Below are 25,683 nucleotides of genomic sequence, written 5' to 3'. Positions count from 1 at the left end.
GCGGGCGGGAGGCCCGATATTAGCCGTGGGTATTCGGGACTCATCCATTCGTATGAGTGTGAAGCGGAGTTCTCACCGGATGGTATGGGTGGGGCCCCTGTTCCATCGTCACCCCGGGACTAGATCCCGGGGTCCCCTCCGGGGGCGTTTCCACACTGTTGGAGCTGGAATTGGACTAGCTCCCGGAGGAGATCCCGTGGTCAAGCCACGGGATGACGAGTTTTCCTCAAACCGACCGCGTGACGCCACCGTCGACGCGCAGGTTCTGGCCGGTGATATAGGCAGCGCCGTCGGAGGCGAGGAAGGCGATGGTCGCGGCAATCTCCTCGGCCGTGCCATAGCGCTGCATCGGGATGCTGGCGCGGCGGGCTTCTGTTTCCGGCAGGCTGTCGATCCAGCCCGGCAGCACATTATTCATGCGGATATTCTCGCCCGCATAGGTATCGGCATAGAGCTTGGTGAAAGACGCGAGGCCCGCGCGGAACACGCCCGATGTCGGGAACTGGCGGTCCGGTTCGAAGGCGAAGAAGGTGGAGATATTGATGATCGCGCCGTTTTTCTGCTTCTGCATGAAGGGCGTCACCAGCCGCGTCGGGCGGATGACGTTCATCAGATAGATATCCATGCCGGTGTGCCACTGCTCGTCCGTCAAATCGAGGATCGAGGCGCGCGGACCATGGCCTGCGCTGTTGACCAGCACATCGATCCGGCCCCATTTGTCCGCCGCCAGATCGACAAGCCGCTGGAGATCGTCCGTCGACTGGTTGGAGCCGGTGACGCCGATGCCGCCCAGCTCCTTGGCTAGTGCCTCGCCCTTGCCGGAGGAGGAGAGGACGGCGACCTTGAAGCCATCGGCGGCAAGACGGCGGGCCGACGCTGCGCCCATGCCGCTGCCGGCGGCGGTGATAAGCGCTACTTTTTCTACAGGCATCACAAGGTTCCTCGGTTAGAGTGCATGGTCAATTCTTAGCACCAATCAAAACAGTCTTCGAACCAGATCGCCTGACCACATCCTGTAGAAAATCTACTGCATGTCCGAGAAACGCCATCGCCTGCCGCCGCTGAATGCCTTGCGCGCCTTCGATGCCGCCGGAAGGCATCTGAATTTCCGCATCGCCGCAGAGGAATTGGGCGTAACTCAGGGCGCTGTCGCCCAGCAGGTGCGCGGGCTGGAGGCGGAACTTGGCGTGAAGCTGTTCGACCGGCTGCCGCGCACCCTTGCGCTAACGGTGGAAGGACGCAGTTATCTCGCTGGGATCGGCCGGGCGTTCGAGCTGATCGGCGAGGCGACGGCAAGCCTGCGGCCAACGCTTTTACAGCTGACCATCAGCGTCACCCCGTCCTTTGCCTCGAAATGGCTGATCCCGCGCCTGCCGGACTTTACCGAGGCGCATCCGCATCTGGATCTGCGCATCCATGCCAGCGAGGGTCTGTCTAATTTCCAGTCAGACGCGGTCGATATCGCCGTGCGTCAGGGGCGCCCGCCGTTTGGGACCGGACTTCAAGCCGATCTACTGTTCGAGCAGGAGGTAATCGCCGTCTGCAGTCCGTTACTGCTGGACACGCCCGTGACATTACCAGCAGCGGATGAGCTTCATCGCTTCGCCCTGCTGCACGATGCCCATAACCTGTGGCCGGAATTCATCGAGACCGCCCTGGGCAGCAAGGCTCCGATGGCCTCAAAAGGCGTTCGGTTCAACCAGACGGCTTTGGCCATCGATGCCGCCGTCGCCGGGCAAGGGATGGCGCTCGCCAGCCGCTTTCTAGTGGAACAGGACATAAAGGCCGGGCGCCTGATCTGCCCTTTTAGCGCATCCCTGCGCGGGCAGTTCGATTTCTATATCCTGGCGCCGCGCAAGCAACGCCATGTCGCAGCCACCGCCAAGGTCCGCGAGTGGCTGCTGGGCTACCGCTAAAGCGGCCTACCACATCGTGTTATCGAAAGCCTTGCGGACATCGCCGATGAAGTCATCGTCGGTCAGCAGGGCCGTATTGGCGACGCCGCCCTTCATGCCGACCTTGACCTTATACATGCGGTCGGGCGAGGCGCCTTCGAAGCGTGCCAGCATCCAGTCGTAATCATGCACCTTCATGCTTGCGCCGAGGCTGGTCATGGCAGCGAGCGCCGCAGCGTCGAATTCCTCGTCCCCCATAATGATCTTGCCGGATGCTGCGGCCAGAACCAGTACTTCACGGCCTTCGTAATCGACCTTGAGATAACCGATCTGCACCGGTGCCGAGGTGGCGGTTTGAAGGACGATGGGGGTAAACATGCGCAACTCCAAGAGCAGAACCACATTGTGATGCAACGTGGTGAATTCGAAAGCCATACTCACAGAACATGGGCAGGCAAACTATGTCAACCCATTGTTCCCGTTAATTAATACGTCAAATTTTATGCAGAAAAGCTGCGTTCTGCCTAAAATCCTTTGCCTAAAATCGTTTGATCGAAAGCACATCGAAGGTTTTTGCGATGGTTTCCACCGACTTGTCATGGCGGGCCAGTGCCAGCGCCGCGATTAGCGCATCGACAATGCCGAGCTGCGCGATGCGGCTGGTCATGGCTTCGGTGCGGAACTGGGTTTCCCGCGCCATGGTCTGCAACAGCACATCAGCATAGGCCTGGATCGGGGATTTGCCGAAATTGGTGATGCAGATGGTCGAAGCCCCCGCCTCCTTGGCAAGACGGGTCGCCGCCAGGGTCTCGTGGGTCGCGCCCGAGTGGGTGACGGTGATCACGGCAACATCCGGCCCGGTCAGCGAGGCGCTGATCGCCTGGATATGGCTGTCCACCACCGCTTTGCAGTCGAGTCCAATGCGCAGCATGCGGTAATGGGCATCCTCGGCAATCGAAGCAGCACTGCCGATGCCATAGACTTCGATCCGCTTGGCCTTGAGGATGATATCCACGGCCCGCGCCATGGCGCTCATGTCGAGCACCTTAAGCGTATCCTGCAAAGCCTGCATGCCGCTGGCGAAAACCTTCTCCACCACGACATCGACCGGATCGTTCCGCTCCAAATCTTCGTGAATGAATTTGATCGGCTGCACCAGTTCACGGGCCAGCGAGATTTTGAGCTGCTGGAAACCCTTGGCGCCCATGCGCTGACACAGGCTGATGACGCTGCCTTCGCTACTTCCCGCCTGCTCCGCCACCTCGGTCACCGACATATGGACCACGCTGTGGGCATTGGTGATGATGAAATCCGCCAGCCGCGCAGCGACGGGGGAAAGCGATGGTTTCAGCGCCTCCAGGCGCCGGATGACCCCTTCCAAGGAGGCGGGGGCGGTCGACGCAGACGCAGGCTTGGGGGGCATTCGAATAAGGCTCCGCTTCAGGCTATCAATTTGTTACTCGACTTAAGTTATACCGCCTCGGCATGGAAATTCATCTAAACAGTATCTTTTTTTTCGATGACCGATCTGCGTAAAGCGACGGTTGATCGATCTAAAAGTGATGCACATCTTCATACATATAACTCGGCTGAGGGCGTCAGAGCATGCCCACGGCAGTCAAACCGTCGCCCCCGCCACGAAAGTACTTTACCCGTGAAATCCCCGTGTATCGACGTCTGCTCCTTCGACAAGAAAACCGGCTGGTGTAAAGGCTGCGGCCGGACCAAGGACGAATGTCGTTCCTGGAAGAAGGAGGGCAAGAAGAAGTTGCTTAAGATCGCGATGGATCTGCCCCGCCGCCTCGCCGCGCTGAAGGGTCGCTGATCGGCCTGTCAGTTTCGTCATCGAACAGGATGCGGTGGGCCGCGCCGTCGAGGTCTTCGTACTGACCGCTACGGAGCGACCAGAGGAAGGCCCCCAGCGCTAGCCCACCCAGAAACAGGCTGACGGGGATGAGATACAAAAGGATATCCATCAGTCCTTCTCCGTCGTCCGCGCCAATCGGAAGGCATTGGCGATCACCAGCAGCGAAGAAGCGGACATAGACAAGGCCGCGATCAACGGCGTCACCATCCCGCCAATCGCCAGCGGCAGGGCAAAACAATTATAGCCCAGCGCGATAAGCAGGTTCTGCCGGGCGAGCTTCTGGGCCATGCGCGCGACATTCATCGCCAGCGGCACGGCGGCAAGCCGATCCCCCTGAAAGACCAGATCGGCCTTGATCTGCGCCAGATCCACCGCGCTGGCAGGTGCCATCGATACCGAGGCGGCACTCAAGGCCGGGCCGTCGTTCAACCCGTCGCCGACCATAAGAACCTTCCCCCCGCTCGCCGCCATTGCTTCCAGAGCAGCATATTTCCCGGCAGGCGAGAGCTGCGCGCGGCGATCCAGGATCCCGCAGGCATCGGCGATGCTATCGACCGGCCCCGGCCGATCGCCCGAGAGCAGCGCCACCTTGGTTCCCTCAGCCAACAAATCCGCCACCGTTGCACGCGCGTCGGGGCGCAACACGTCAGCGAAAAGGAAACGGTGCGTCTGCCCTTGCCCATCCAGCAACCAGACTTCGGAAGCATCGGCGTGTTCGTCGCTCACCACGCCGCAGAAGGCCCGGCTGCCTAAGCGCAGGGTGCCGCTGGCAAGGCCTTCGCCCGCGACTTCCACCGTATCGCAGGCGGCAATCGCAGGTCCGGCGGCTCGCACCAGGGCCTTGGAGAGCGGATGGCGGCTGGAAAGGGCGAGACTCGCCGCCTGCCGCAGCACGGTCGGATCATGGGCGCTGATGAGATGCGGCTCGCCCCGTGTCAGGGTGCCGGTCTTATCGAAGGCGACACTATCGACCGCCGCCAGCCGCTCCAGCGCGGTGGGGCTTTTCAGCAGAATGCCGCGTTTCAGCAACCGGCCCGCCGCGATCACCTGAACCACCGGCACGGCCAGCGCCAGGGCGCAGGGGCAGGTGATGATCAGCACCGAGATGGCGTAGCCCAAGGCCGGATGCCAGCCGCCGCTGCCCAGGAACGTCCAGCCGATAAAGGTCGCCAGCGCCGCCAGATGAACCACCGGGGCATAGGCCCGCGCCACCCGGTCGGCCAGGGCGGTGAAACGTCCCCGCCCCTGTTCCGCCGTTTCCATCAGCCGCACGATTTCGGCCAGCACCGTGCTTTCGCCACTGGCGGTCACCCGCACGGTCAGGGGCTTGCCGAGGTTGACCATGCCCGCCAGCACCGCTTCCCCCAGCCCCAGGCGTCGGGGCAGAGTCTCGCCGGTCAGGACGGAGGTATCGAGCAGCGCATCGCCCTGCTCCACCACGCCATCCAGGCCCAGGCGCTCGCCGGTCGCGACCAGGATACGCTCGCCCGGCAGCACCCGATCCGGCACACGCGATGTCGTCTCGCCCGCAGCCCCCAGCACCTGCACGGCACTGGTGCGCATCAGCAGCAGGCGACCGACGGCGGAGCGCGCCTGACCGCGCGCCCGGTGATCCAGCACCCGGCCGATCAGCAGGAAAAACAGCAGCATGGTCGCGCCGTCGAAATAGGCGTGATCGGCACTGGTCGCGGTTTCGAAGACGCTGGCGCCGACCGCCAGCAGGACGCCGATGCTGATCGGCACATCCATATTGGTGCCACCCGCCCGCAGCGCCCCGATGGCGGAGCGGAAGAAGGGCCGCCCGGCATAGGCAACGGCGGGGATGGCGATGATCGCCGAGACCCAATGCATGAGATCGCGGGTGGCATTCCCGATGCCCTGGAAGGCCCCGGCCCAGACGCCGACCGACAGCAGCATGATATTGGCAGCCGCAAAGCCCGCGACAGCAAGACAGCGGATAAGATCGCGGCCGGTAGTATCCTCCAGGCTCGCCCCTTGGGCGAAGGGTACCAGACGATAGCCGAGGCGCGCCACGTCGGCGGCCAGATCATCCGCCATCGCCGCTTCGCCGCGCCAAGCCAGCGAAAGGCGGCGGGTGGTCATATTGATGCGTGCGCGTTCCACTCCCGAACAGCGGGCCAGCACCTGCTCGATCAGCCAGACGCAGGCGGCGCAGGTGAGTCCATCAACAGCAAGGTCGAGGGTGCACACCCCCCGCTCGTCCATTTTGACCGCGTCGACCAGCGGTACCGGATCGATGGTTTCTGGCTTCATAGCCAGGGTGCGTTGACGATAGTAGCTGTCGAGGCCCAAGCCGTTGATAAGGCGGAAAGCCCCCGCGCAGCCCGTGCAGCAGAAACGCTCCTCCCCTGCCCCTCCGGCGGCGAGCGGTCCCTGGCAATGGGCGCAGGCGGACAGCGGACGCAGGGCCTTCATGGCAGCACCAGCCGATGATCGCTCACCTGCCTGTCGGCCCCGACATGCAGGATGACATGGGCTGTCCATTGACCCGGACGGGCGCCATCGATGGGCAGGCGGCCCTGGCTTTTGACCAGTAGCACCGGGAAGGGGCCGATCCGGTCACCTTCGATGGGCCGCTGCAAGGTGACTTCCGCCACCGCGTCGGCGAACTCATGGTCGGCAGCGGTGGCTGTCACGCTAAGGGCGCCACCGTCGACCGCGACTTTGACCGACCAGCCCAGCGCCTGCTGGCGATGCTGTTCGGCCAGCAGGCGATTATAGTCGAGGCCGCGCTCGTAGGGCTTTTCCACCACCAGGCTGACCTTCTGGCGGGTCGCGGCATAGATCAGCGCGCCATTGGCCGAGAGGACGACAGCGAAACCGGCGATGAAGGCATAGGGAATCCAGGCGGATCTGGTCATGGCGCTCACCTATGGGGGCCGAGGAAACTGGAGGAGGTATCGGCAAGCAGCTTGCCGTCACGGGTACGCAGCATCACCGAGATGGGGGTGTTTTCCCCTTCCAGGGCCGATGGCGGCGCTTTCAAGAACAGACGTAGACTGGTCACCTGCCCTGCCCGGATCAGGACAGCGTTCGGGTCGATGGCTTCATCATGGACCGACGGCATCAGAGTCAGGTCCTGCATGCCTTCGACCTTCAGGTTGACCAACTCATCCTCATGCAGCTTGGAGACGATCTTCAGCGTGTAGCCGTTACGGATCGAGCCATCGGACAGCGGCACGAACAGCGGCGCCCGATCCCGCAGCACGGTCAGCTCCACATCGGCGCGGGTGGCGATGCCCAGGATCATCAGCAGCCCCAGCGCGCCCATCAGACCGAGGTAGAGCATGGAGCGCAGGCGCATCCATTTGCGCTTGGGCGTGCGGCCGAGAGATTTTTCCAGTTGCCCTGCGACACTGTCCCAGGTGATCAGCCGCTCCGGCCGGCCCACCCGCTGCATGATGTCGTCGCAGGCATCGACGCAGAGACCGCAGTTGATGCATTCGAGTTGCAGACCGTCGCGGATATCGATCCCGGTCGGACAGGCGGCCACGCACTGCTTGCAGTCGATACAGTCGCCCCGGCCTTCCCAGCTGGTGTCCTTCTTATGGGGGCCGCGAGTCTCACCGCGATAAGCCTGATAGGTAACGGTAATCGTCTGCTCGTCCAGCATCGCCGACTGGAACCGCGGCCAGGGGCACATGTAGGTGCAGACCTGTTCGCGCGCCCAGCCCGCCAGCAGATAGGTGGTCGCGGTGAAAAGGGCGAAGAAGAAATAGACCCCGAAGCTCAGTTCCCCCAGGAACAGCTGCTTCGTCACCGTCGGGGCATCGTAGAAATAGAGGATCCAGGCGCCGCCGGTGGCGCCCGCGATGATCAGCCAGGCAAGATGCTTGGCAGATTTCCGCAGGGCCTTTGCCGCACTCATGGGCGCAGCATCCCGGCGCATGCGTTCGGCCCGGTCGCCCTCGATCCAGCGCTCCACCGCCATGAAGAGATCAGTCCAGACCGTCTGCGGACAGGCATAGCCGCACCAGATCCGCCCGAAGAGGCTGGTGACGAAGAACAGCGCCACCGCCGCCAGGATCAGCAGGCCCGTCAGATAGATGATCTCCTGCGGCCAGATCTCCAGATCCAGGAAATAGGCGCGATAGGCCTCCATATCGATCAGGAAGGCCTGGGTCGGCCGGTGCGGCCCCCGGTCCCAGCGGAGCCACGGCAAGCCGTAGTAAACCGCCAGACAGAAAGCCAGCACGGCCCATTTCACCCGCCGGAACGGCCCGGAGACCGCTTTGGGATAGATCTGCACCCGGCTGGCGTAGTTCGCGAACATGGTTACTTCCCACCGCCAAGGCTGTGGACATAGAAGGTCAGCATCTTCACCGCCGCCGGATCAAGGCGGGTCCCCCAGGCGGGCATCACGCCCAGGCGAGGTGCGCTGATCTGCTGGATGATCTGGGCGCGGCTGCCGCCATAGAGCCAGACGGCATCCACGAGGTTCGGCGCCCCCAGCTCGGCATTGCCGTGACCGCTGTCGCCATGGCAGGCGGCGCAATTGTCGGCATAGAGCTTTGCCCCCACCGCAGTTCCCGCATTGCCTTTACCAAGCGCGAGCACTTGATCAGCGATGGCAGCTATTTCCTTGTCCTGCAGCATGCCGTCGATGCCAAAACGTGGCATCACGCTGTCGCGAGCTTCGGCCGATCCATTGCGGATGCCGTGGCGGATGGTCGCCAGGATTGCCTCATCACTGCCGCCCCACAGCCAGTCGTCATCGGCAAGGCTGGGGAAGCCACCCACACGACCACCGCCGCCCGGACCATGGCAGGGCGCGCAATTATCGCCGAAGATCTGCTTGCCGCCGGTCATGGCAAAGGCCGCCAGATCGGGATCCTTGCGGATATCGGCAATCGAGGTCTCCGCGATCTTTTTGACCATCGGCGCGCGTTCGGCCGCGACATTGGCCATCACCACCGCGATCTCCTCGCGCTGGGTGCCGCCGATGAAGCCGCTGAAATAGCCGGTGATGCCGGGCCAGGTCGGATAGAGCACGCTCCAGACCAGCCCCCAGATCACGGTGGCATAGAGGCTATAGAGCCACCAGCGCGGCAGCGGGGTGTTGAGTTCCTTGATCCCGTCCCATTCATGGCCCGTGGTATCGGTGCCGGTGACGAGGTCTTTTTCGATCTTGGTCGGCATGTTTCACGCCTCTTCCAGGGGAATGCGGGCTGCGGCGTCCAGGGCGGGTTTGCGCGATGGGCGCATCACCCACCAGATCATCCCCACGAACAGCAGCAGGCCCCAGGCGACCCAGCCGCCGCGGATGATGCGATAGAGGTCGATGAGATCCATGGTCGGCCCCCTATTGCTTCAGGTCTTCAGCGGTCAGGCTGTTGAAGTCGATCAGCGTACCGAGCAGCTGGAGATAGGCGACCAGCGCATCCATCTCGGTCAGCTTCTTCGGATTGCCGTCGAAATCAGCGACGACAGCACGCGGATAGCGTTTCAACAGATCGGCGGTATCGGCTTCCGGGTCCGCCTGATCGGCCAGATCCTTGACGGCTGCCGCGATCATCTCGTCGCTATAGGGAACACCCACGCGGCGATTGGCGATCAGGTTGGCTTTCACATTCGGCACCGTCAGCGCCCGGTCGGCCAGGAAGGCATAGGGCGGCATCACCGAGCCCGGCACCTGGGCCTGGGGATCGATCAGATGGGCGACGTGCCATTCGTTGGAATATTTGCCGCCCACGCGCGCCAGATCCGGCCCGGTGCGCTTGGAGCCCCATTGGAACGGATGGTCGTATTTGCTTTCGGCCGCGATGGAATAATGGCCGTAGCGTTCGACCTCGTCCCGGAAGGGGCGGATCTGCTGGCTATGGCAGAGGTAGCAGCCCTCGCGGATGTAGATGTCGCGCCCGGCGAGTTCCAGCGGGGAGTATGGCCGGGTTCCTTCCACCTTCTCCACCGTGGTTTCGATGGTGAAGAGCGGAATGATCTCGACCAGCCCGCCGATGGCGACGGTGAGCAGGGTCAGCACCAACATCAGCGGCGCGTTACGTTCGATCAAAGCATGGCTGAGGCGCATGGCTTAGGCCTCCTTATCGGCGGGTTTGCCAACCCGGATGGTCTTGCAGATGTTCCAGACCATGAGCAGCATCCCGGTGAGGAACAGCACCCCGCCCAGGGCACGGACGATGTAGAAGGGGTGCATCGCCTGCACGGTCTCGATGAAGCTGTATTGCAGAAAACCGAAGGTGTCATAAGCACGCCACATCAGGCCCTGCATGATCCCCGACACCCACATGGAGGTGATGTAGAAGACGATGCCCAACGTCGAGAGCCAGAAGTGCCAGGATACAAGACGCTGGCTCCAGAGCTGCTTCCGCCACAGGTGCGGGACGAGGTAGTAGATCGCGCCGAAGCTGACGAAGGCGTTCCAGCCCAGCGCACCCGAATGCACATGACCGATGGTCCAGTCGGTATAGTGGCTGAGCGCATTCACCTGCCGGACCGACATCAACGGGCCTTCGAAGGTCGCCATGCCATAGAAGCCGACGGCGGTGACGCTGAAGCGCAGGCTGGCATCGGTGCGCAGCTTGTCCCAGGCCCCGGACAGGGTCATGAGCCCGTTGATCATCCCGCCCCAGGACGGCATCCACAACATGATCGAGAAGACCATGCCCAGCGTCTGCGCCCAGTCGGGCAGCGCGGTATAATGCAGATGATGGGGACCGGCCCAGATATAGAGGAAGATCAGCGCCCAGAAATGGATGATCGACAGCCGGTAGGAGTAGACCGGACGACCAGCCGCTTTCGGGATGTAGTAATACATGATGGCGAGGAAGCCGGCGGTCAGGAAGAAGCCGACCGCGTTATGCCCGTACCACCATTGGATCAGCGCATCCTGCACACCCGAGAAGAGGCTATAGGAGCGCGAACCCGCCCAGCTGACCGGCATTGCGAGGTTATTGCCGATATGCAGCATCGCGATGGTGACGATGAAGGCGAGGTAGAACCAGTTCGCCACATAGATATGCGGCTCCTCACGCTTCAGCAGCGTGCCGAGGAATATCACCAGATAGACAACCCAGACCACGGTCAGCCAGAGATCTAGGTACCATTCCGGTTCGGCATATTCCTTGGACTGGGAGAAACCCAGCACATAGGAGAGCGCGGCCATCACGATGAAGAACTGATAGCCCCAGAAGACGAAGCTGGCCAAAGCCTCGCCACCGAACAGCGCCGTGCGGCAGGTGCGCTGCACCACATGGAAGCTGGTGCCGATCAGCACCGAGCCACCAAAAGCGAAAATCGCGGCCGAGGTATGGACCGGACGCAGACGACCGAAGGTGGTCCATTCCAGGCCGAGGTTCAGGGCCGGAAAGGCGAGCTGGAAGGCGATGTAAGTCCCGGCGGCAAAGGCGACGACGCCCCAGAACATCGCCGCGATGACAAACTGCTGGACGATCCGCTCGTTGTAGACGACGACGCGCGCCTGAGATGGAGCATGCGCCAGATCGGCGGTGATGGCGGTCATAACACGCCCCCATCGATGCGGTCGAAGTGGCGCTTGATCAGGCCGAAATCGAACAGGACGGCAAAGACGAACAGCGCCTGACCGAAGATCGCCATCATCACATCCTGGGCATTGGCGGCCAGCACCAGCCCCAGAATGCCCAGGGCTGCGAGGAAGACTCCCAGCACGTAATCCATAACCCTTTCCTTTCACGGGAATTCGTTGGGGGAAGGGTTACGCCTCGCAGAAGAAAGCCGCCTTGACATGGATCAACGCCGCCCCCACCCGCCTGCGGCAGACTGCCGCCATGGAGCATCTGATCGCCCTTGCGAACCTTTGCGTTCCGGCCGGTTTCAACCTTGCCGGGGCGTTCGGACTCTATGGTGGATTGTTCCTGGCAGGTCTGACGGGATCGCTGTTCCACTGCGGCCCCATGTGCGGACCGCTGGTCCTGGCCCAGGCGGGTGCGCGGCTAGAGGGGGCAAAACTCTGCGAAACCGCCCGCTGGCGCGCAGGGCTGCTGCCGGGATATCACCTGGGGCGGCTAAGCACTTATGGTGTCCTGGGGGCTGTTGCCGGTCTGCTGACACCGCCGCCCTGGCTTTCGTCCGTCCTTCTGATCCTGGCGGCGCTGGTTCTGACATCGATGGGATTGCGGATGCTGATGCCGTCGCTGTTTCCCGGTATCGCAGCGACGGGGGGCTGGGTTGCGCGATTGGCACCCCTGTTTCGTCAACCGCGAGGGATGAGATCGGTTGTCTTGGGAAGTCTGCTCGGCTTCCTGCCCTGCGGATTGATCTATGGCGGATTGGCGGTCGCGGCCACCACCGGCAATCCCGTCAGCGGGGCGGTGTCGATGCTGGCGTTTGGACTGGGGACCGTGCCGATGCTCGGTGCGATTGGGCTGGCGGGCGCTTTGGCAAGTCGCCGCTGGCAAGGACGCGTGCGGATGGTCGCGCCCTATCTGATGCTGCTGGGCGCGGGCACCGTGGCCGGGTTGGCGGTTGTGAGACTCGTTTAGGCAGCCCCAGAAATATCGTCATGCCCCGGTTTATCCGGGGCATCTCCTCCGGGGGCTCCTCAAACAAGGACCGTCATCCCGCACTTGATGCGGGATCTTGTGTTGCCAAACTCCAGTCGGCCTCTCGACGCGGTGTGTCTACGCAAGATCCCGCATCAAGTGCGGGATGACGAGACCTTTTGGGTCTGGCTCCCGGAGGAGATCCCCCGATCAAGTCGGGGGATGACGACAAATCAAAAGAAGCTGATAGCCTGATTTTGACAAAAAAACCGCCGCCCCTGGAGGGGAGTCCAAGGGGCGGCGGCGTCAGGGGAACCGACTAGACCGCTACGGCGTGCCGCTGGGCCATGGGCTCCAGGTACGCATCGAAAGCGGCTGCAACATGGCGGATATAGGCGCGGGCGCTCTCCGGCACCTCGATCCAGCTGCCGACCCGCTTGCAGAGGCCCAGATCGACCAGCCGGTCGACTTCCGCCAGCGCCTCGTCCCAATGCATCCAACCGTCCCAGATGACGGCCAGATCGACACTGAGATCGCACATCAGACGCTCGATCACCGCGCCCCGGCGACGATCCTCGTCGGTCAGGATGCGGCCCTTAATCACGGGGAAACGTTCCTCGCGGACCGCACGGCGCCAAGTGGGAATATCGGGCGAATTCTGGACGAACCCCTGGGGCAACTGACCGATGGATGAGGCACCGAGGCCGATCAGCACCGGGCTGGCGTCGGTCGTATAGCCCTGGAAGTTGCGGGCGACCGGCGCCTCGACCAGACCATCACCGGGCAGGGCAAAATGGTCCAGGCCGACGGGTAGATAACCCGCCGCCTCGAAGACGCCGGCCGCCACCGCTGCCTGTGCCAACCGGGCTTCGCCATCGGGCAGAGCCTGGGTCGGCAGCAGATTCTGGTGTTTCTTCATCCAGGGAACATGGGCATAGCCGAACAGCGCGATCCGGCGCGGACGATAGGCGGCCACCGCGAGCGCGGAGGCCTTGACGCTTTCCACCGTCTGATAGGGCAGCCCATAGAGAAGATCGACCGAGATATCCTCGATACCCGCACCGCGCAGCCAGCGAACCGCGAGGTCGATCTGGCTTTCGGGCTGCAGGCGGTTGATCGCCTTCTGCACCCGCTCGTCCATATCCTGGATGCCGAGGCTGACACGGTTGAAACCGTTGCTGGCCAGGGTTTCCGCTAGGCTTGGCGTCATATGCCGGGGATCGAGTTCGATGGCGCGCTCCCCTTCCAGGTCGAACATATCGGAGAGGCGGCGGATCAGCCAGGTGAGCCCCATGTTCCCGAGGATCGACGGGGTGCCACCGCCTAAGTGCAGATGGGTCACCTTGCGCCGGGTGCCGAGACGCCGGGCGACGAGGCTGGCTTCGGCCAGCAGATCTTCCAGATACTCCTCGACAGGCTGATCCTGGCGGACCACCCGCATATGGCAGCCGCAATAGAGGCAGAGCTGGCGGCAGAAGGGGATATGGAGATAGAGCGACAGCGCCTGATCCGGCGCCAGAGTATCGAGCCAGGCGCCATAGGTCTCACCCGTCACATCGGGGGCGAAATGAGGCGCAGTCGGATAGCTGGTATAGCGCGGCAGGCGGCGATTCAACAGCTCGTCACGCGCTGCGGCAGCCATCGGCGGCGGCGTCAGACGGCTTTGCATAGTTTGACCCCTTCAAGATGGTGCCCTGCCGCCAGAAACGGGCGCAGCAGCACGGATTCAGTCGGCGGCAAGGTGACCTGCACGGCACGCACCCCTGCCCCGCGCGCCAGCATCTCCAAACCGTCGACTAGGGCACCGGCGACCTTCTCCGGCTCGACCAGATCAAGGGCGACGAGGTAGTCGACTGTGAGCACCGGCCCATGGTCGAGGTCATTGGCCCGGCGCCAGATGGCAAGGCCGTTGAGATGACCGGACTCGCCCCGCAAGCCAAGGATTCCGCCCTCCAGCGACCCTAGGCGCTGGGAGGCGAATTGCCGCCATTCCTGCAGGCTCTGGTCGGGCCACAGGTTCTGGATCAGCGGAAACGCCGCGTCGATATCGGTGGGCGTAAGGGGAATGGCGACGAAAGAGCGCATCGACGACCTCGGTCGGAAAGCTTAGGGCTAGGAAGCCGTAAGCCTGTTGTAATGCGCAGGAGCGGATGGGCGCGTTGATCTATATCAATCGCAGGTGAGCCGCCGGGTGCTATGGTGGTTTTGCCCGTGACGAAAGGTGTTCCTAGATGAACCCGATGAGCAGAAACCAGGACTTGCCGCTGAAGTCCTTCCTGTCGGCCTGTACCACTGCCGAATGCCAGGATTGCGACGCGCGCCCGCATTCGGTGTGCGCGGGCGTGCCCGAGCATGGCATCGCCGACCTGGAGGCCAATGTCACCCACATGAGTGTGGAGCCGCGCGGCGCGATCCTGATGGAGGGCGACCCCGCCCATCATATGTTCAACGTCACCTCGGGCACGGTGCGGGTCTATAAGCTGCTGCCCGATGGCCGCCGTCAGGTGATCGGTTTCCTGATGACCGGTGACTTCCTGGGGTTCGCCGTCCGCGACGCCTATGCCTATAGCGCCGAGGCGGTGACCGAAGTCAGCCTCTGCCGCTTCTCCCGCCCCCGGATGGAAGCGCTGCTGCAGAAATTCCCCGGCATGGAGAAGCGCCTGCTGGGCCTTGCCGCCAACGAGTTGGCGATTGCCCAGGACCTGATGCTGCTGCTGGGTCGCAAGACCGCACGTGAACGGTTGGCGAGCTTCTTCCTGATGATGGTCGAGCGACTGACCCGCCTGGGGCGCACGGGTAATCCGCTGCCGCTCCCCATGAGCCGCAGCGATATCGCCGATTACCTGGGGCTGACGACCGAAACCGTCAGCCGCGCCTTTACCCAGTTCCGCAACGACGGGCTGATCGCTCTGGAAGGGACCGACACCGTCCGCCTGACCGATCTGGCAGGGCTGCAGGAAATCGCGGACGGTAACTAACCGACCGCGCGAGCCCGCTCGACAAGGCCGGGCAACGACTTCAGGAAAGCCTCATAGGCCGGGCTTTCCTTACGGAACTTCAGCACCACCCCACCCTCGCGCAGCCCCTTCACGGTTACACTCAGGCGGTGATTCAGGATCAGGATTTCCGCTTCGACCTGCTGGCCTTCCAGCAACTCGTAGCCCGCCGCCATCGCCCCACCCTCGGACATATTGACCAACTGCACAGGGACCGAGCGGTCGCGCAGCTCCAGCTTGGTCGCAATATTGACGGCATAGCGCGGCTTGGAGCGGCGGTTCACCGCATCGGTCGAGGTGCGGACAATATGAATCACCTTCTGGCGCAGGGAGTCGATGTCATCGGCCACCTTGGCGGCAATATGGTTCAACTCATCCGCAGTCGTGCCATTGGCGCTCGCCTCTTCGGCCACCTTGCCGATTTCCTCGGACACATGGCGGGCGGCATCGGCGGTCTGGCCGACGGTGCGGGCGATTTCCGCCGTAACCGCGCCCTGCTGTTCGACGGCGCTCGCGATGGTCGCTGCGGCGCTGTCGATGGCACGGATGCGCTCGATCATGCCATAGACCTTTTCGACCACCTGATCCGTCACCTCGCGGATCGCGCCGACCATGCGCGAAATTTCATCGGTCGAGCGATGAGTCTGGGTCGCGAGGTTCTTCACCTCCGAGGCAACAACAGCAAAGCCCTTTCCGGCATCGCCCGCTCTCGCCGCTTCGATGGTCGCATTGAGCGCCAGCAGATTGGTCTGTCCCGCGATATCGCCGATCAACTTGGCGACATCGCCGATCCGATCGACGGTTTCGGTCAGGGTGCCGACGATTTCTGCTGCTGCATCGCCTTCGCGGTTGGCATCGCGTGTATTGGCGGCGGTTTCGGCAATGCGGCGCCCAATGTCGCCCACAGCCGTCGACAGTTCCTCGGTCGCGCTGGCAACCGACTGAGCGGCTTCCAGAACCTCTTCCGCCGTCGCATTCACCCGGCCCGACTTCTGACGCATGCGGGCCGCCGTTTCGGCCATACCAGTGGCAAGATCCGTCAGATGGGCCCCTTGTTCCGCGACAGTCTTCACTGCGTTTCCAGCTTCGGTTTCGACCCGGTTAGCCATATCCTCCAGGGCATTGCGGCGCTCGTCCTCAGCCGTGCGACGGTCGAGCTCCTGCGCCTGACGCACATCCAGCGCCGCCTGCTCGGCCCGGCGGGCTGCTGCCGTCTGCTCTCCGGCACGGGCCAGCAGACCCGTCAACAGGATGCAGGCGGCCGACAGCGATGCCGTCTCGATCACCACGATAATCGCATGCACAATCACGCGGCCGAAATCGGCGCCACCAGGATACAGAGCGGTCGGCAGCATGAAGTTCAGCATCAGGTGATGCACCGCCGTCACCGCAGCCGCCAGAACCACTACACGCCAGTCGCAATAGGTCACCAGCACTGCCAGGGCAGCGAAATAGGCCATGTGGATATCGACCTGCCACGCATGGCCGCTAAGCCCCCAGAGCACCGCCGAGATCTGGCCGATCAAACCCACAGCGACTGCACAACGGGCAGCAAAACCCTCGTCCGCCACAAGCCGAACCACCGTCGCCATCAAGGCGCAGACGGCAACGCCAAGCTCCATCGCCCAGCCGTCCTGCGGGATAAGCAGGGCAGCCACTACGTTGAACCAGAGCAGTCCCAGCATGAGTTTGCCGGTCAGTCGGCGCAGTGCGTCGAGATCGCTAAGATGATTCATGGCGTCCGGTTTCTTCAAAAAAGAGTGTGGAGGATGACAACGGCTAAAGACAGGCAGCCGCCCCATCGTTGAACAGAATGAACCAGGCCCCGGCCCGCCGAAGGGCGGCGCGCCCTTCGTCAGTCACATCGGACAAGGTAACGGTCGGCAGACGCTCGCCCACCGCAATCAGCCGCCCATTCGGTACCGCTGCCAGCGCGGTCTGCAGCCGTGTAGCAGCATCCCAGGTCGGCGGAAAGACGACGATGCCGAATTCCCCCTCTCCCCGTCCGAAAACCAGAAGAAGCGCGAGATATAGAAAGGATCCGACAAACATCGCCGCCACCACACCGAGTTGCGAGCGTGCAAGAGTACCCTTTTTGGCGGTGAGCGGAGGCGACTTCATCTTAAGCGCCACCCTAGTCATTATGGCGCCCGAAAGGCACTGTGTATTTATACAGACATCCGCAACCGAACAATGCCGCCAACTCAAGAAGTATTATTTACGTATCTTAAATACTGCCGCCTGTCAGGACAGACGGGGAATCGAGACGCATCTTGCGCGTTGATACAAACGGCTACAATAAAATCCCAGTAAAAACATATCCTTAGCCTGGACAGAGGCCCATAAATCGGCTTCCCTGCCTACGAATGATTTCAAAGAAGGGGATAACTCGTGGGCATCGAAGCGGTTTTGTTCGACTTAGGCAATGTGCTGATCAAATGGGATCCAGAAACCCCCTATCGCACGCTGATCCCCGATGCCACCGAGCGTCGACGCTTCCTGGATGAAGTCTGCACGCTGGCCTGGCACGCCCCCTCGGACGAAGGGCGCCCCTGGGCCGAGATGATCGCCGAAAAGATCGCCGAATTCCCCCAGCATGAGCCGCTGATCCGGGCATGGCGCGAGCGGTTCCACGAAATGGTGGTCGGCCCCATCGAGGGCACCGTCGCCCTGCTGGAGCAGATGAATGACCGCCAGGTGCCGCTCTTCGCCCTGACCAACTGGGCCGCCGATACCTTCATCGAGGCGCGGCCGCGCTTTGCCTTCCTGGAGCGCTTCCGTCACATCACGGTTTCGGGCGAACTGGGCATGATGAAGCCGGATCCCAAGATCTTCCTGCATGCGCTGGGGCATATCGCGCTGCCTGCCGAGAAGGTGCTGTTCATCGACGACAGCGCCACCAACATCGCCAGCGCCAAAGCACTCGGCTTTGCCTGCCACCATTTCCAGGCTCCAGAAGCCCTGGCGGCGGACCTGAAGGCACGCGGCCTGCTGGGCTGATCGGTCAGCGCCTGGGATGGTTGTGATGCTGGCCGGGGCGATGGTGTCCCGGCCGGTGATCATAGCGATGCGGACGCGGATGATAATGCGGGCGATAGCGAGGCGGCGGATCATAGTAATAGACCGGCGCTGGCGCAGCATAATAGGTCGGCTCGCTGTAATAGGCTGGCGCGTCATAGTCTGACGCGACGCATCCGCTTAAAGACAGAGCCGCCACGACAAGAACGGCAGTCCGCGCGATCATTTCGCTTCTCCAGCATAAAACCACGCTCCCATCCTAGGGATCGGCCGATTACAAATCCTCCTGCCGGGGGATTAAATTCCCGCCACCAATCTCGAAACGAGATGAGATCCATCACATCAAATCGTTTTTAGCGATGCCGCTTCCCGGCTAAGAGAAAGGGAGGCTTTGCTGGCAAAGGCGGTTTTTTAAGATGCGGGTCATCGTGATGGGCAGCGGCGGTATCGGCGGCTACTTCGGCGCCAGACTGGTCAAGGTGGGCGCAGAAGTTACGTTTCTGGCGCGCGGCCAACATCTGGCAGCCATGCAGCAGAACGGACTGCGGATCAACTCGAAGATCGACGGCACCTGGACCCTGCCCGTGAAAGCAGTCGCCGATCTGTCAGGCGAGGCGCCGGCGGATATCGTGCTGTTCTGTGTCAAATCCTATGACACCGAGACGGCCATCGAGACCATCCGCCCGGTGATCAGTCCCCATACCGGCATCATCTCGCTGCAGAACGGCATGGGGAACGAGGAAAAGCTGGCCGCTGCCTTTGGCGAAGACCGGGTGATAGGCGGCATCTGCTATATCTTCGCCAATATCACCGAGCCGGGGGTGATCGCCCATCACCAGCTATCGAAAATCGTCTTTGGCGACTGGACCGCAACGACCTCCGACCGTTGCCAACGCTTCCTGGCGCTCTGCGGTGCGGCCGGGTTCGAAGCGGTGCATTCCACCGACGTCCGCAAGACGCTGTGGGAGAAATATGTGTTCCTGACCGCCATGGCCGGGACCACGGCCCTGACCCGGCAGCCTGCCGGAACGGTACAGCAGCAACCCGCCGTGGAAGCGCTGTTCCTCGGGCAGCTCGACGAACTCCTGGCCCTCGCGGCGGCGAGCAAGATCGGCCTGGACGCGGATATGCGGGAGCGTTGCCGCAGCTTCCTGGCGGGGCTGGCGCCGGGCAACTATTCCTCACTCTACCTGGATCTCGCCCAGGGCAACCGGCTGGAACTGGAGGCGCTGCACGGCCATGCCGTTCGCCTGGGCCGCAGGCTGTCTGTGCCGACCCCGATGCTGGATGCCGTCTATGGCGGGCTTTACCCCTATAAGGACGGCGCTCCAGCCAAGTGATGGGCGGTCAGGTAATGGTCGCCTGATAATAGCGGTTGCGGCTGTCGATCCGTCCCACGCGCCATTCGACGATCCGCCCGTCGAGCTGATAGGCGGTGCGATCAACCTCCAGCAGCGGCGCGCCGGGGGCGATCTTCAGCAAATCGGCTTCCCGGGCGTCGGCCGCCACCGCTGACAGCCGCTCGTCGGCGCGCACGATGGTGACGTCGCAGCGCTGCTGGTAGAGCACATAAAGCTCCGCCCCCAGATCCTCGCCCACGGGCAGATCGAGATCGCCGAACAGGTCGAACGGCAGCATGATCTTTTCGACGATGGCAGGCTCGCCATTCAGCAGGCGCACCCGCTCCAGCCGCAGGACTTGCTGACCGGCGCCAAGTTGCAGGCGCGCGGCTTCCTGGGCGGTCGCCGGACCGACATCGCGGGACAGCACCCGGCTGACCGGCAGCAGCCGCTCGCCAGCCGCATCACAGATATGGAAGAAATGGAACAGCGAACGGTGCGGCGAATGTTCGGCGACATAGGTGCCGCGCCCCTGGCGGCGGACCACCAGATTCTGCGCCGCCATCTCGTCCAGTGCCTTGCGCACGGTCCCCTGGGAGACGTTGAAAATCTCGGCCAGGCGAAACTCGGACGGTAGCAGTTCCCCAGGCTTCCATTCCCCCGCGATCAGCCGCTTGATGATCAGATCCTTCACCTGGGCATAGAGGGGACGGAAATCCGGCGCCTCGCGGATCTCGGTCGATTGGGCCTGCCGCTCTGACATGACTGATTACTCCGTCCTCTTATATAAGTTAGTCATCTAACCCTGATGCCCGCCCCGGCGCAAGCGGGCAAAGATTGACGGCAGGCCGCCCGACTTGCGACAACTGACGGCTGTTATTTTCTTTTTCTGACCGCAAGAGTGTTTCGTCCCCGTGAATATCGTTTTCATTCATCAGAACGCCCCTGGGCAATGGCGCCATATCGCCGCCCATCTGGCAGCCGAGGGCGGGCATAAGATCGTCATTATCGGGAAGCACAAGCGGGTCGATATCGAAGGCGCCGACTATCGCCTTTACAAGGTCTCGCCCGCCCATGAGTCGCCCGAACCGGGCAATCCTGAATCCCTGTTCGCCAGCTTCATCGGCCATGGCAAAGCGGTGGCGGAGATCCTGAAGACGCTGCTGGCCGAAGGCTTCAAGCCCGACGTCATCGCCGCCCATCCGGGCTGGGGCGAATCGATTTTCGCCAAAGATGTGCTGCCGGACGTTCCTCTGCTGCATTACTGCGAGTTCTATTATCGCTCGAAGGGCGCGGACTATGGCTTTGCCAATGATACGACGCTTGAAGGCGACATGGCCCTGCGCGCCCGCAACGCCGGTCTCAACCTGAGCTTGGAGGCCATGGACTGGGGCGTCTGCCCGACCAATTGGCAGAAAGCGCAGCATCCGGCCTCGAGCCACGACAAGATCACGGTCGTCCACGAGGGCATCGACACCAGCGTGGTGAAGCCAGACCCCGAGGCAACCATAGTCCTGCCAACCGGCCGGATCCTGACGGCCCAGGACGAGGTGGTGACCTATGTCGCCCGCAACCTCGAACCCTATCGCGGCATCCATATCTTCACCCGCGCCGCCGAACTGATCCAACGCCAGCGTCCCAACGCCCATGTGGTCCTGGTGGGCGGCACCGGCGTCAGCTATGGCGGCCCGCCTGCCGATGGGCGGACCTGGAAGGAAAATCTGCTCGATACCGCGCGCCTCGACCCGATGCGCACCCATTTCCTGGGGACTCTGGCCTACGACCGCTATCTCAAGGTGCTGCAGACCTCCTCGGTCCATGTGTATCTGACCTTCCCGTTTGTGCTGTCCTGGTCGATGACCGAATCCATGAGCGCGGGCTGCCTGATCGTCGGCAGCAACACACAGCCGGTGCAGGAGGTTCTGCGCCATAACGAGAATGGCCTGATGGTCGATTTCTTCAAACCCGAAGAGGTGGCCGCCACCGTGTGCGACGCGTTGGAAAACCGCGACAAGCTACGGCACCTGCGCGAGGGCGCACGGAACACCATCCTGTCCGGCTACGATCAGGCGGCCCACTGCATTCCGGCCCATAAGCAGCTGTTGCTTGATCTCGCCGCCGGGCGTCGCCCTGCCCTGTCCCATACCCCCAGCGCGACCCTGGGGGCAGCATGAGCGAAACCCCGGAAAGCACCGTGATCATCGTCGAGCCGACGGCGCAGGCGAAGAGCACTCCCGTTCTGGCTGCACCGCCCGCCGGAAAGGCCGCTGCCAAATCGGCCCAGCCGCTGCCGACCCGCCTGACCGACCTCGACAAGCGCCTGCGCGAGCTTTCAGCCCGCGCGCAACATGCCGAAGCTGTCACGCTGCTGGAGCAGATGCGCGCCACGGCGCCCAAAGAACATCGCATCACGGCGCGTCTTGCCCGCTACGCCCTGGCCGCCAATGATATCGACAAGGCGGAAACGGCGGCCAAGCTTGCTCTGACCGAAGGCGCCGCAGATAGCTGGTGTTATGTTGCCATGGCCTCGGCCGCGCGGCGCCGGGGGGACCTGCCCCGTGCGCTGACCGTCATCGACGGCGCCCTCGCCCTGCCCGGCACCTTCGCCGAACTGCATCTGGAACGGGCGGAGATCCTGAAGGCCCAGGGCAACCGCGCAGGCGCTGCCCTGGCCTATGAAGCGGCGATCAACATCAACCCCGATATACCCAACGCCCTGACCTTGTTGGGGCAGATGGTCCATAGTCTGGGGGAACTGGAGCGCGCACGCCTGATCTTCGAACAGATCATCGATCGCACCCCCAATACCCAGCAGCCGCAGCTGCAGCTAGGGAACGTGCTCCAGGCTGTGGGGATGGAAGAACAGGCGCTGGAGGCCTATGCCAAGGTCATCGCCCTCAATCCCAAACATGGCGGCGTCCATACCAACCGGGGTGCGGTGCTGCGCCGCCTCAAGCGCTATGACGAAGCGATGGCCGCCTATGACAAGGCGATCGAACTGGACCCCATGGGTTCGGGCGCCTTCTACAACCGGGGCAATCTGCTGAAAAGCCAGGGCAAGCTCGACGAGGCGCTGGACAGCTACGACCGGTCGCTGGCGCTCGATCCGAACAATGGCACCACCCATTGGAACAAGGCGCTGGCACTGCTGACCAAGGGCGATCTGCTGGCGGGATTCCGGGAATATGAATGGCGTTGGCGCTATCCGCAGTTCCCGACCAAGCCGCGCTCCTTCACCCAGCCGGTCTGGATCGGCGATCCGCTCAATGGCCGCACCCTGTTCGTCTATTCCGAACAGGGCCAGGGCGACATGTTCCAGTTCCTGCGTTTTCTGCCGATTCTGAAAAAGCTGGGCGGCGGCAAGATCGTGCTCGAAGTGCATGAGGAGCTGGTATCGCTGATCACGCCCCAGCGCTTTGCTGATACTGTGATCGCCCGCGGCGCTCAGCCGCCCGACTTCGATGTGCATGTTCCCATCGGGTCCCTGGCGCATCGCCTGGGTGTGACGCTGGAGAAGCTGCCCAACCGCCCCTATCTCGCACCGCTGCCCAACGTCGCGGACCCTCTGGGTCCGAAGGACGGCAAGACCAAACGCATCGGTCTGGTCTGGGCGGGCAATCCGAACTACAGCGGCGACAAGGACCGCTCCATGCGGTTCGACCAGATCCGCCCGCTGCTCGATATTCCGAATATCGAGTGGATATCGTTGCAGAAAGGCTATGCCGAGGCACAGCTTCCGGCCGATGCCCCCATCAAGCCGCTTGGGCCGCAGCTCACCGACTGGCCGACCACCGCCGCGACCATCGCGGGGCTCGACCTCGTGATTTCCACCTGCACCTCGGTCCCGCATCTGACCGGCGCGCTGGGCAGGCCCGCCTGGGTCATGCTGGCCCATGACGCCGACTGGCGCTGGCTGGATCGCAGCCGCAACGACAGCCCCTGGTATCCGAGCATCCGGCTGTTCCGTCAGCCCAAGCCGGGCGACTGGGCCAGCGTCGTCCAGGATGTCGTCCAGGCACTCACCCCTAAAAAATGACGTCGATAAAGGAATTCAGTCCCGTGAACCTCAAGGATCACATCCGCCACGTCCCGGATTTCCCCAAGCCCGGCATCCTGTTCTATGACATCTCGACCCTGCTGGCCCACGCGGCTGCCTGGGCCGAGGCGATGCGTCAAGTGAAGGAAGCCGTTGCGCCCTTGAAGCCGGATCTGCTGGTGGGGATCGAGTCGCGCGGGTTCCTGGTCGCCGCTCCCCTCGCCCTGTCGCTGGGCATCGGTTTCGTGATGGTGCGCAAGAAGAACAAGCTGCCGGGCGCGGTCGTCAGCCACTCCTACGATCTGGAATATGGCTCCGACACCATCGAGATCCAGGAAGGCGCCGTGGCCAAGGGTCAGCGCGTGGTGATTCTGGACGATCTGCTGGCAACCGGCGGCACCATGACCGCCGCTGTCGACCTCTGCCGCAAAGTCGGCGCCGAGGTGGTGGGCACCAACTATCTGATCGAACTGAGCTTCCTGAATGGCCGTCAGCGTCTGGCCGATAAGGGCGTCGGGGTGCATAGCCTGATGGTCTACGATAGTTAGGGTTTAAATAAACATCCTACGGCATCGTCATCCCGCACTTGATGCGGGATCTCTCTCAAGCGGGACCGCCTCGGATGGCCCCCACATCAAGTGCGGGGTGACGGTCAAAATAATAAAACAGCCGAAGGACTTCTTATGACCGCCAATCTGATCGCCTTTGCCGGTGTCATCGCCCTCGCCTCCGCCTCGCCGGGGCCGAATGTCATTCTGGTGGTCGATCATAGTCTTGCCGTGGGTCTGAAGCGCATCGCGCCGACGATCCTCGGCAATATCAGCTTTCTGTTCCTGATCGCCCTGGCCGCCGCCCTGGGTGTCGGTGCCTTGATCAAGGCAGCGCCTGTCGCCTTCGATGCCCTGCGCCTCGCGGGCGCGGCTTACCTTGCCTATCTGGGGATCAAGGCTCTGCGGGCTGCTTTCAGCGGTCAAGCAGCTCTGTCGGGCGGTGCCGGCGCCAGCGATGCAGCCCTGACGCGCTACCGTCAGGCCTTTCTGATGAGCGCGACAAACATACAGTCGATCCTGTTCTTAAGCGCGCTGTTCCCGCAGTTTATCGACCATGGGGAGCCGCTGACAGGCCAGTTTCTGCTGCTGTTCTCCACCCTGATTCTGGTGGTGGGCAGCGTGCATCTTTCCTACGCCCTCTGTGCCGCCGTTGTGCGCAGGCACCTGGGCGACGGGCGTTTTCGGGCAGGCATCAAAGCCTTGTCCGGTATCGCCTTCATCGGCTTTTCCGCCGCCATTCTGACCAGCGTCCTGCGCCGGGGATAAGGGGCGGTTACCCGCCCCTCTCCTTCACCTACCGATTATCGAGCTGCGCCCGCACCGCCAGCAGGCCAAGGCCGGTGATGCGGTAGGGCAAGCCGCTCGCGGACGCGATCAGTCCGCGCCGCTTCAGCTTCTTGAACAGGCCCAGCGTGCAATCGTCGAGGCGCCAGCCGTCGCGCGTCACGCAATCGACTTCGATGATCTTCCCAGCCTCATCCTTGTAATGCTGGATATGCCCACCCTGGGCCAGCGCGTGCAGCACGCGCTGTTCGTACTTCGATACATTCATGGGAAACTCTGACTTCAGGACGTGAAGGGTCGCCCGCAGCCCTGGTAGCAGGGGCGACGTTTCGGCTTGTCCCGCCCCCGTCTCGGCCGTTCGAGATCGGGGGTATCAGAGGGTCGGAAGGTACTTAAACATCCGATATCGGATGTATCGAAAAAGCCGAACGGCGTCAATCCCTGGCGACCGCCGCCTTCAGCGCCGCTTTTTCATCTACCGTATAGCTTTGCCAGTGCCGACCCTCGATGGCGCCCGCCAAGGCCCAGAGGGCATTGAGGGACGTGTCGCGCGGGAATTCGGTCTTAAGACGGCGATAGGCTTCGGCAGCGCCCATCACCAACAGGCTTTCGGAATCGGCAATACCCGCGATCCGCAGGCGCTTGGCCGTTTTCATCCCAAGGTTTGGCAGGTCTTCCAAATTCGCCATCATACCG

General features: G+C 62.8%; 30 protein-coding genes. 10 read left to right on the top strand and 20 right to left on the bottom strand.

Going from position 1 to position 25,683, the window contains the following annotated elements; translation table 11 throughout:
• Positions 1-226: 226 nt before the first annotated feature.
• Positions 227-931 carry an SDR family oxidoreductase gene (locus ACFSM5_RS18995; RefSeq protein ID WP_379878167.1) on the bottom strand — a complete coding sequence of 235 codons (705 nt, stop codon included), beginning with the start codon at positions 929-931 and terminating at the stop codon, positions 227-229.
• Positions 932-1,031: 100 nt separating this feature from the next.
• Between ACFSM5_RS18995 and gcvA the strand changes: the two genes are divergently transcribed.
• Positions 1,032-1,916 carry a transcriptional regulator GcvA gene (gene gcvA / locus ACFSM5_RS18990; RefSeq protein WP_379878166.1) on the top strand — a complete coding sequence of 295 codons (885 nt, stop codon included), beginning with the start codon at positions 1,032-1,034 and terminating at the stop codon, positions 1,914-1,916.
• 6 nt (positions 1,917-1,922) lie between these two features.
• On the opposite strand, the gene ACFSM5_RS18985 is transcribed toward gcvA, so the two are convergent.
• Positions 1,923-2,273: a hypothetical protein gene (locus tag ACFSM5_RS18985; protein ID WP_379878165.1), complete on the bottom strand. Its 351-nt coding sequence runs from the start codon at positions 2,271-2,273 to the stop codon at positions 1,923-1,925.
• Between the two features lie 160 nt (positions 2,274-2,433).
• On the bottom strand, positions 2,434-3,318 hold the full coding sequence (locus ACFSM5_RS18980) for a MurR/RpiR family transcriptional regulator (protein ID WP_379878164.1): 885 nt from the start codon (positions 3,316-3,318) through the stop codon (positions 2,434-2,436).
• A gap of 96 nt (positions 3,319-3,414) precedes the next feature.
• Between ACFSM5_RS18980 and ACFSM5_RS18975 the strand changes: the two genes are divergently transcribed.
• Complete coding sequence (locus ACFSM5_RS18975) at positions 3,415-3,720, top strand: DUF1289 domain-containing protein (protein WP_379878163.1); 306 nt, start codon at positions 3,415-3,417, stop codon at positions 3,718-3,720.
• On the opposite strand, the gene ccoS is transcribed toward ACFSM5_RS18975, so the two are convergent.
• From ccoS to ACFSM5_RS18930, 9 genes are read right to left on the bottom strand one after another with little or no spacing between them, the layout of a single operon-like run.
• Positions 3,668-3,871 (bottom strand): cbb3-type cytochrome oxidase assembly protein CcoS, encoded by a 204-nt coding sequence (gene ccoS, locus ACFSM5_RS18970; RefSeq protein ID WP_379878162.1) that lies wholly within the window; start codon positions 3,869-3,871, stop codon positions 3,668-3,670. The genes ACFSM5_RS18975 and ccoS overlap by 53 nt on opposite strands.
• The gene (locus ACFSM5_RS18965; RefSeq protein WP_379878161.1) at positions 3,871-6,198 is read right to left on the bottom strand and encodes a heavy metal translocating P-type ATPase metal-binding domain-containing protein; all 2,328 of its coding nucleotides are present in this window, start codon (positions 6,196-6,198) and stop codon (positions 3,871-3,873) included. Before ACFSM5_RS18965 ends, ccoS begins: the two co-directional genes overlap by 1 nt.
• Entirely contained in the window at positions 6,195-6,644 is a 450-nt protein-coding gene (locus ACFSM5_RS18960; protein ID WP_379878160.1) for a FixH family protein, read from the bottom strand. The genes ACFSM5_RS18965 and ACFSM5_RS18960 overlap by 4 nt, the downstream gene beginning before the upstream one ends.
• Before the next feature lie 5 nt (positions 6,645-6,649).
• Complete coding sequence (ccoG, locus tag ACFSM5_RS18955; protein ID WP_379878159.1) at positions 6,650-8,056, bottom strand: cytochrome c oxidase accessory protein CcoG; 1,407 nt, start codon at positions 8,054-8,056, stop codon at positions 6,650-6,652.
• 2 nt (positions 8,057-8,058) lie between these two features.
• On the bottom strand, positions 8,059-8,922 hold the full coding sequence (gene ccoP, locus ACFSM5_RS18950) for a cytochrome-c oxidase, cbb3-type subunit III (protein ID WP_379878158.1): 864 nt from the start codon (positions 8,920-8,922) through the stop codon (positions 8,059-8,061).
• 3 nt (positions 8,923-8,925) lie between these two features.
• On the bottom strand, positions 8,926-9,075 hold the full coding sequence (locus ACFSM5_RS18945) for a cbb3-type cytochrome oxidase subunit 3 (protein WP_379878157.1): 150 nt from the start codon (positions 9,073-9,075) through the stop codon (positions 8,926-8,928).
• Positions 9,076-9,085: 10 nt separating this feature from the next.
• Entirely contained in the window at positions 9,086-9,811 is a 726-nt protein-coding gene (gene ccoO / locus ACFSM5_RS18940; protein WP_379878156.1) for a cytochrome-c oxidase, cbb3-type subunit II, read from the bottom strand.
• A gap of 3 nt (positions 9,812-9,814) precedes the next feature.
• A complete protein-coding gene (gene ccoN / locus ACFSM5_RS18935; RefSeq protein WP_379878154.1) occupies positions 9,815-11,263 on the bottom strand; it encodes a cytochrome-c oxidase, cbb3-type subunit I in 1,449 nt (482 codons plus the stop codon).
• On the bottom strand, positions 11,260-11,439 hold the full coding sequence (locus ACFSM5_RS18930; protein ID WP_379878153.1) for a hypothetical protein: 180 nt from the start codon (positions 11,437-11,439) through the stop codon (positions 11,260-11,262). The genes ccoN and ACFSM5_RS18930 overlap by 4 nt, the downstream gene beginning before the upstream one ends.
• 62 nt (positions 11,440-11,501) lie before the next feature.
• Here ACFSM5_RS18930 and ACFSM5_RS18925 point away from each other — a divergent pair, with 62 nt between their 5' ends.
• On the top strand, positions 11,502-12,263 hold the full coding sequence (locus ACFSM5_RS18925) for a sulfite exporter TauE/SafE family protein (protein ID WP_379878152.1): 762 nt from the start codon (positions 11,502-11,504) through the stop codon (positions 12,261-12,263).
• A gap of 319 nt (positions 12,264-12,582) precedes the next feature.
• On the opposite strand, the gene hemN is transcribed toward ACFSM5_RS18925, so the two are convergent.
• Positions 12,583-13,932, bottom strand: coding sequence for an oxygen-independent coproporphyrinogen III oxidase (hemN, locus tag ACFSM5_RS18920; protein WP_379878151.1), 1,350 nt, complete (start codon positions 13,930-13,932; stop codon positions 12,583-12,585).
• A complete protein-coding gene (locus ACFSM5_RS18915; protein ID WP_379878150.1) occupies positions 13,917-14,348 on the bottom strand; it encodes a hypothetical protein in 432 nt (143 codons plus the stop codon). The genes hemN and ACFSM5_RS18915 overlap by 16 nt, the downstream gene beginning before the upstream one ends.
• 155 nt (positions 14,349-14,503) lie before the next feature.
• On the opposite strand from ACFSM5_RS18915, the gene ACFSM5_RS18910 reads away from it, so the two are divergent.
• Positions 14,504-15,241 (top strand): Crp/Fnr family transcriptional regulator, encoded by a 738-nt coding sequence (locus ACFSM5_RS18910; RefSeq protein ID WP_379878149.1) that lies wholly within the window; start codon positions 14,504-14,506, stop codon positions 15,239-15,241.
• Here ACFSM5_RS18910 and ACFSM5_RS18905 read toward each other — a convergent pair.
• Positions 15,238-16,995: a methyl-accepting chemotaxis protein gene (locus ACFSM5_RS18905; protein WP_379878148.1), complete on the bottom strand. Its 1,758-nt coding sequence runs from the start codon at positions 16,993-16,995 to the stop codon at positions 15,238-15,240. The two genes, ACFSM5_RS18910 and ACFSM5_RS18905, sit on opposite strands and share 4 nt — an antisense overlap.
• Positions 16,996-17,038: 43 nt before the next feature.
• On the bottom strand, positions 17,039-17,380 hold the full coding sequence (locus ACFSM5_RS18900; RefSeq protein WP_379878147.1) for a hypothetical protein: 342 nt from the start codon (positions 17,378-17,380) through the stop codon (positions 17,039-17,041).
• Positions 17,381-17,650: 270 nt separating this feature from the next.
• Here ACFSM5_RS18900 and ACFSM5_RS18895 point away from each other — a divergent pair, with 270 nt between their 5' ends.
• On the top strand, positions 17,651-18,259 hold the full coding sequence (locus ACFSM5_RS18895; RefSeq protein WP_379878146.1) for an HAD family hydrolase: 609 nt from the start codon (positions 17,651-17,653) through the stop codon (positions 18,257-18,259).
• A gap of 4 nt (positions 18,260-18,263) precedes the next feature.
• On the opposite strand, the gene ACFSM5_RS18890 is transcribed toward ACFSM5_RS18895, so the two are convergent.
• On the bottom strand, positions 18,264-18,503 hold the full coding sequence (locus ACFSM5_RS18890) for a hypothetical protein (protein ID WP_379878145.1): 240 nt from the start codon (positions 18,501-18,503) through the stop codon (positions 18,264-18,266).
• Between the two features lie 190 nt (positions 18,504-18,693).
• On the opposite strand from ACFSM5_RS18890, the gene ACFSM5_RS18885 reads away from it, so the two are divergent.
• Positions 18,694-19,617 carry a ketopantoate reductase family protein gene (locus tag ACFSM5_RS18885; RefSeq protein WP_379878144.1) on the top strand — a complete coding sequence of 308 codons (924 nt, stop codon included), beginning with the start codon at positions 18,694-18,696 and terminating at the stop codon, positions 19,615-19,617.
• Between the two features lie 7 nt (positions 19,618-19,624).
• Here the strand turns inward: ACFSM5_RS18885 and ACFSM5_RS18880 are convergent, their stop codons facing one another.
• Positions 19,625-20,380: a GntR family transcriptional regulator gene (locus ACFSM5_RS18880; RefSeq protein WP_379878143.1), complete on the bottom strand. Its 756-nt coding sequence runs from the start codon at positions 20,378-20,380 to the stop codon at positions 19,625-19,627.
• A 151-nt stretch (positions 20,381-20,531) separates the two neighbouring features.
• Between ACFSM5_RS18880 and ACFSM5_RS18875 the strand changes: the two genes are divergently transcribed.
• From ACFSM5_RS18875 to ACFSM5_RS18860, 4 genes are all read left to right on the top strand, one after another.
• Entirely contained in the window at positions 20,532-21,791 is a 1,260-nt protein-coding gene (locus ACFSM5_RS18875; RefSeq protein ID WP_379878142.1) for a glycosyltransferase family 4 protein, read from the top strand.
• On the top strand, positions 21,788-23,653 hold the full coding sequence (locus ACFSM5_RS18870; protein ID WP_379878141.1) for a tetratricopeptide repeat protein: 1,866 nt from the start codon (positions 21,788-21,790) through the stop codon (positions 23,651-23,653). Before ACFSM5_RS18875 ends, ACFSM5_RS18870 begins: the two co-directional genes overlap by 4 nt.
• A gap of 23 nt (positions 23,654-23,676) precedes the next feature.
• Positions 23,677-24,201, top strand: coding sequence for an adenine phosphoribosyltransferase (locus tag ACFSM5_RS18865; protein ID WP_379878140.1), 525 nt, complete (start codon positions 23,677-23,679; stop codon positions 24,199-24,201).
• Between the two features lie 135 nt (positions 24,202-24,336).
• Complete coding sequence (locus ACFSM5_RS18860; RefSeq protein WP_379878139.1) at positions 24,337-24,969, top strand: LysE family translocator; 633 nt, start codon at positions 24,337-24,339, stop codon at positions 24,967-24,969.
• A 28-nt stretch (positions 24,970-24,997) separates the two neighbouring features.
• Here ACFSM5_RS18860 and ACFSM5_RS18855 read toward each other — a convergent pair whose 3' ends face one another.
• Positions 24,998-25,255 carry a YjhX family toxin gene (locus ACFSM5_RS18855; protein ID WP_379878138.1) on the bottom strand — a complete coding sequence of 86 codons (258 nt, stop codon included), beginning with the start codon at positions 25,253-25,255 and terminating at the stop codon, positions 24,998-25,000.
• 166 nt (positions 25,256-25,421) lie between these two features.
• Entirely contained in the window at positions 25,422-25,676 is a 255-nt protein-coding gene (locus tag ACFSM5_RS18850) for a TfoX/Sxy family DNA transformation protein (RefSeq protein ID WP_379878137.1), read from the bottom strand.
• Between the last annotated feature and the right edge of the window lie 7 nt (positions 25,677-25,683).

Origin of the sequence: Lacibacterium aquatile (assembly GCF_042683105.1) — a bacterium.
In the GTDB taxonomy this organism is placed as follows: domain Bacteria; phylum Pseudomonadota; class Alphaproteobacteria; order Elsterales; family Elsteraceae; genus Lacibacterium; species Lacibacterium aquatile.
The sequence above is the reverse complement of the archived record's forward strand: the minus strand, read 5'-3'. Positions and strand labels throughout refer to the sequence as shown.